This is a genomic window from Rhizobium sp. SEMIA 4085 (assembly GCF_013004495.1).
GTDB lineage: Bacteria > Pseudomonadota > Alphaproteobacteria > Rhizobiales > Rhizobiaceae > Rhizobium > Rhizobium gallicum.
In genome coordinates this window covers 1-5,403 of the sequence record NZ_JABEPH010000382.1, presented here as the reverse complement: position 1 = coordinate 5,403, position 5,403 = coordinate 1, and the positions used below count along the sequence as shown (strand labels likewise).

The following is a 5,403-nucleotide window of genomic DNA, read 5'->3' as shown; positions in this document are numbered from 1 at the left end:
ATCTCCAACAGATCCATGATCATCTCGCGCTCGCGCATCGCATAGAGCAACGCGGTCATGGCGCCAAGGTCCATCGGCAGTGCACCGGTGATCAGGAGATGGCCCGAGATCCGTGCCAGCTCGGCCATCAACACGCGAATATACTGCGCCCGTACCGGTGCTTCTATGCCGAGGAGTTTCTCCACGGCCAGTGCAAATGCCAGGTTATTCGAAGGTGGGCAGAGGTAGTCGAGCCGGTCCGTCAGCGGGAAAATCTGAGTATAGGTGAAGCTCTCCGCCAGTTTTTCGGTGCCGCGGTGGAGATAGCCGATATGCGGGTCGACGCGCTCGACGTATTCGCCGGTCAGTTCGAGGACGAGCCGAAGAACCCCATGAGTGCTGGGGGGCTGCGGGCCGAGGGTCAGAAGCACTTCCCTGGTATTGAGCGCTTCGCCTTCAGGCCTGCCGAGCTCGGTGACTTCAGTCATCTCAACTCTCCCGCGCGGAACGGCCTGCTTGCGGAATATCCCTGGTGGCGAGGTCCGGCTGTGTCGGCGGCGGGCCTTCGGCTCCAAACGGATTCAACTTATCCTTGTATCCGCGCAGCGGAAAGTCCTTGCGCTGCGGGAAGCCCTCGAATTCCTCCCACATGTAGATCCGGCGCAGGTCTGGGTGACCCTCGAACCTGATCCCGTACATGTCCCAGGCTTCGCGTTCATGCCAGTTGGCGGTGCGCCAAACGCCCGTAACCGAGGAAAGCTGCGGCGGATCGCCAAGCCAGCACTTGATGCGAATCCGCCACCGGTTGGGCAGCGAGTAAAGGTGGTATACCGCTTCGAATCGCGGTGTTTCGGGATAATGATCAACCCCACAGATGTCCGAGAGGAAGTTGAATCGCAGCGCTGGATGTTCCTTCAGGAACCGGCAGAACTCGACGATCGTCTCGGGAGGAACAGCAAAGACGTGAATGCCGTGCGCGCAGCCGAGGTCCTCGATTGCCCCTCCGAAACGCTCCATGATCGGACCATGATCGAGAGGCCGCCCTACACTCATGATGATGCAACCCGATCCAGACGCGTCCCGGCCAGCGCGCGGGACCTCTTGATCTTCTCTTGAAGCAGGAGGAAGCCATGCATCAACGCCTCGGGCCGCGGGGGACAGCCGGGCACATGAACGTCGACGGGCACGAAAGTCTCCGACCCCTGCACCACGGCGTAGGTGTTGTAAACCCCGCCCGAAATGGCGCAGGTGCCCATTGCGATCACCCAGCGCGGTTCCGGCATCTGGTCGTAGAGCCGACGCACGACGGGCGCGAATTTCCGGGTCACGGTGCCGGCGATGATCATCACATCGGACTGACGTGGTGAAGGGCGGAACACCACGCCGAACCGGTCGAGATCATAACGCGCGCAACCGGCCGAGATCATCTCGATGGCGCAGCAAGCAATGCCGAAGGTCTCAGGCCATAGGGCTGACCGCCGGCTCCAGCCGATAATGCTGTCGGCCGTGGTGAACAGTACACTATCGCGGATCGCGTTGTTTATTCCTCCCATTCCAACGCTCCCTTCAGCCAAGCGTAGGCGAACCCCACGAGAAGCAGCAACATGAAGACGAACATCTCAATATACCCGATGAGCCCGATCTCTTTCAGAACGACGGCCCAGGGAAAGAGGAACATTGCCTCGACATCGAAGACCACCAGCAGTATCGCAAGGATAAAGAACGGCACTCTGAAGCGGCCCCCGGCAGCTTCGCCCGACGGGTCCATGCCGCATTCGTAGGGCATGTTCTTTGCGGGATAGGAATTGGAGGGGCGCAGCAGCGACGAGACGAAAAGCGTCATCATCGCCACCAGAACAATTCCGGCGGCCATGAAGAGAACAGGCAGAAATTCCATTGCAGACATGTCGCATTTCCCCGGTCACCCACCGAGGGCCTTGCTCAGGCCGCGACCGACCCCTCCGGGCCGGCAATGCGGTCGCCCCAGTAAGTGACTTGGGCGCTCCTTTCTTCAATTGTCAGTGTATTCCCTCGGGGGAACCATTGCAAATCCAATAGATCAGCCTCCAAACACCGCACCTTGAGCAAGCCTGAGGAACCGTTCCGGAAATAGGCCGATTCCGAGAGTGCCTACGGCGGTGAAGGCGAGGGTCGCGCGAACCAGGGGCGTCAGAGCCGGGTCAAACACCCTGCGTGGCTCGCGCATGTAGATCACCATGACGATGCGGATGTAGAAGTAGGCGGCGACGGCGCTCAAGAGCACTGCGATCACCGCCAGCATGACGAAACCCCGCTCGACCAACGCGACCAGCACGTAGAACTTGGCGAAGAACCCGGCTGTCGGAGGAATGCCGGCCAGCGAGAACAGATAGAGCAGCATCAGAAGCGCCAGCCCGGGATGCGACCTGGCAAAGCCCGCGTACTCTTCGATTATTTCGCCCGAAAAATCGCCGTTGCGCATCATGATGACGATGCCGAAAATGCCGAGGTTCATCAAAGAATAGATCAGCAGGTAGAGCATCACGCTGGCGATGCCGTCCGCTCCGCCGGCTACCACGCCGAAAATGGCGAACCCGGCATGGGCGATGCTGGAATAGGCCAGGAGGCGCTTGAAATTGTCCTGCACCAGCGCCACGAAGCTGCCGAGTGCCATAGTCGCTACCGCAATGACGGCGACAACGACCCAGGCGTCCGAAGCTGCAACCAGCGGGTTGAGGAACACCCGCAGGATCGCCGCAAACCCCGCAGCCTTCGGCCCCACAGACATGAAAGCCGTGATCGTCGTCGGCGCGCCCTCGTAGACGTCCGGCACCCACATATGGAACGGCACCGCGCCGACCTTGAAGACCAACCCCGCGACGATGAAGACCACCGCCAGCAGCAATCCGGGATCGAGCCGATCGCCGGTCACCGCGGCCGTCATGCCGTCCAGTTGCGTCGTGCCGGTGAGCCCGTAAACGAGCGAAACGCCATAGAGGAAGATCGCGGTCGAGACCGCGCCAAGGATCACGTATTTCAGTGCCGCTTCGTTCGAACGCGGCTCTCTTCGCAAGAAACCGGTCAGTACATAGGTGCAGAGCACCATCAGTTCGAGGCCCACATAAAGCGACAATAGATCGGTCGCCGAGGCCATGATCATCATTCCCGACAGGGCGAAGAGCAGCAGAACATAGTATTCGCTACTTTCAATCCCCTCAATGTCTGCATATTTTCGCGACAGGAAGAATGTCAAAACAGTGGCTAAATAGAACACGAACTTGAAAAAGACCGCAAAGCCGTCGGCGACGAACATGCCCGTGTAGGCCGGCCGTACCTCGCTCGCCAGCATGAGTGTCCCCAAGGCAGCAATCAGCACGACGGCGACGGATGCCCACACAAAGACATGTTCCTGCCCCTTGCGCACAAGCTGGCCAAGGATCAGCAGGATACAGGCGCCAGTGATCACCACGATCTCGGGCAGGCTCGCTAAAGCAGACTGGAAAAGCGCGGCGGCGGTCATTGGCCGCTCCCCGTGGTGTGCACGTGCGCCAGCAAATGCTTCACCGAGACGTCGATGATGTTGAGAAAGGGTTTCGGATAGAGCCCCACCCAAAGCACGAAGACAGCCAGCGGCAGGATCGCAGCCATCTCGCGGGCGTTCACGTCACGTATCTTGAAGCGGGCGCCGATGCTGGCTGGACCAAGTGCTACTCTCCTGTACATGCCAAGAAGATAGGCCGCGCTCAGCAAAGCGCCTACGACCGCGGCCGCGCCGGCGGCCAGGTTGGCCGCAAATCCGCCCGACAGCACCAGCAACTCGCCGATGAAAGAATTCGTTCCCGGCAGGGCCATCGACGACAAGGTGAACAGCGCCAGAAACGCAGTATAGATCGGCGCCACCTTCATCAGCCCGCCATAGTCGGCGATACTGCGCGTATGCGTCCGCTCGTAGATCAGACCGACGAAGAGGAACAATGCGCCCGTCGTTACGCCATGATTGAACATTTGCAGGATGCCGCCCTGGAGCCCGCGCAGGTTCAGCGCAAAAATCCCCAGTGTTACGAAACCCATATGACTGATGCTGGAATAGGCGACCAACTTCTTCAGATCGTCCTGCGCCAGCGCAAGCAATCCGCCATAGACGATGGCGAGCGCCGAAAGCGCCAGCATCAGCGTCGAATAGTATATCGACGCCTCCGGCAGTATCGGCAGCGAGAACCGCAAGAACCCGTAGGCGCCCATCTTCAGGAGCACTCCGGCCAGGATGATGCTGCCAGCCGTCGGCGCCTGTACATGAGCGTCCGGCAGCCAGGTATGAACCGGGACCATCGGCACCTTCACGGCGAAGGCAATCAGAAAGGCGAAGAAAAGCCAGGATTGGATCCAGAACGGCAAATCCTGACCTGTGAGCGCGAGTATGTCGAAGGTCCTGCCGCCGTGGAAATAGAGCACAATGACACCGATCAGGAACAGTAGGCTGCCCGCCAGCGTGTAGAGGAAGAACTTGAACGCGGCATAGACCCGGCCATCACCGCCCCACACCCCGATTATCAGGTACATCGGGATCAGCATTGCCTCCCAGCAAACATAAAACAGAAACAGGTCGAGGGCGCTGAATACCCCCAGCATCAACGCCTGCATGACGAGCAGGCTCACCATGAACTCCTTCACCTTGCTCTCGATCGCAACCCACGAGGCGAGCACGCAGATCCATCCCAGCAGTGCGGTCAAGAACACGAAGAGCGCGCTGATCCCATCGATACCGAGCGCATAGGTGATCCCGAGCGAAGGTACCCACGGGTGCCTCTCGGTGAACTGCATCTCGTGTGTCGTCGTGTCGAAGCCGGCCAGCATTGCGATGCAGAGAGTCAGATCCAGGACGGCGACACCCAGCGCTGTCCAGCGCACCACATCCTCGCTGCGGAGAAACATTAGGAACACTGCCCCGGCGGCAGGCGTGAATACAATGAGACTGAGGAGCGGCAATCCCATCGCACCCCCTACCGCCACGCCACGGCGAAAACGACGGCGGCCGCGATCAGACCGGCGATCATCGCCAGTACATAATGGGTCACGACACCGGTCGGGAGCCGCCGCAACGCCGCGCCCCCGCCCAGGATCGAACGGGCGACGCCGTTCACGACGGCGTCCACACCGTTAAGGTCGATCCGAAATCCTTCTCGTGCCGACCCGTGCAGGAAAGGTAGCGCCGTTGTCTCGGACACCTCGCTCACCGCCTTCTCGTAGCGCGCCAGCGGCCTTTCGGCGAGCCACATGAAGTACCGCGCACCCTTGCGGTAGAACCAGTTGGTGTCCAGGCTGATCTTATTCTCGGGATCGAGCGCTCGCAGGAAAATGACAAAACCCAGTGCCGTAAACATCAGCACGCCGAGGCTCTCCGTAATATGGAGGCCCGTATATGGTTCGAAGTCGACTGGATAGGGT

Annotated in this window: 5 protein-coding genes and 2 pseudogenes; all 7 read right to left on the bottom strand. The window is 60.1% G+C overall.

Annotation, left to right across the window (positions count from 1 at the left end; translation table 11 throughout):
* Positions 1-467, bottom strand: a pseudogene (locus C9413_RS27015) (NADH-quinone oxidoreductase subunit D); the annotation flags it as partial.
* A gap of 1 nt (position 468) precedes the next feature.
* A complete protein-coding gene (locus tag C9413_RS27010) occupies positions 469-1,032 on the bottom strand; it encodes an NADH-quinone oxidoreductase subunit C (RefSeq protein ID WP_040115131.1) in 564 nt (187 codons plus the stop codon).
* A complete protein-coding gene (locus tag C9413_RS27005; protein ID WP_040115130.1) occupies positions 1,029-1,532 on the bottom strand; it encodes an NADH-quinone oxidoreductase subunit B in 504 nt (167 codons plus the stop codon). The genes C9413_RS27010 and C9413_RS27005 overlap by 4 nt, the downstream gene beginning before the upstream one ends.
* Positions 1,520-1,885, bottom strand: a complete 366-nt coding sequence (locus C9413_RS27000) for an NADH-quinone oxidoreductase subunit A (RefSeq protein WP_040115129.1) — start codon at positions 1,883-1,885, stop codon at positions 1,520-1,522. Before C9413_RS27000 ends, C9413_RS27005 begins: the two co-directional genes overlap by 13 nt.
* 153 nt (positions 1,886-2,038) lie before the next feature.
* Positions 2,039-3,478, bottom strand: a complete 1,440-nt coding sequence (locus C9413_RS26995; RefSeq protein WP_040115128.1) for an NADH-quinone oxidoreductase subunit N — start codon at positions 3,476-3,478, stop codon at positions 2,039-2,041.
* On the bottom strand, positions 3,475-4,950 hold the full coding sequence (locus C9413_RS26990) for an NADH-quinone oxidoreductase subunit M (RefSeq protein ID WP_040115127.1): 1,476 nt from the start codon (positions 4,948-4,950) through the stop codon (positions 3,475-3,477). Before C9413_RS26990 ends, C9413_RS26995 begins: the two co-directional genes overlap by 4 nt.
* 8 nt (positions 4,951-4,958) lie before the next feature.
* Positions 4,959-5,403 (bottom strand): annotated as a pseudogene (locus C9413_RS26985) (Na+/H+ antiporter subunit D); the annotation flags it as partial.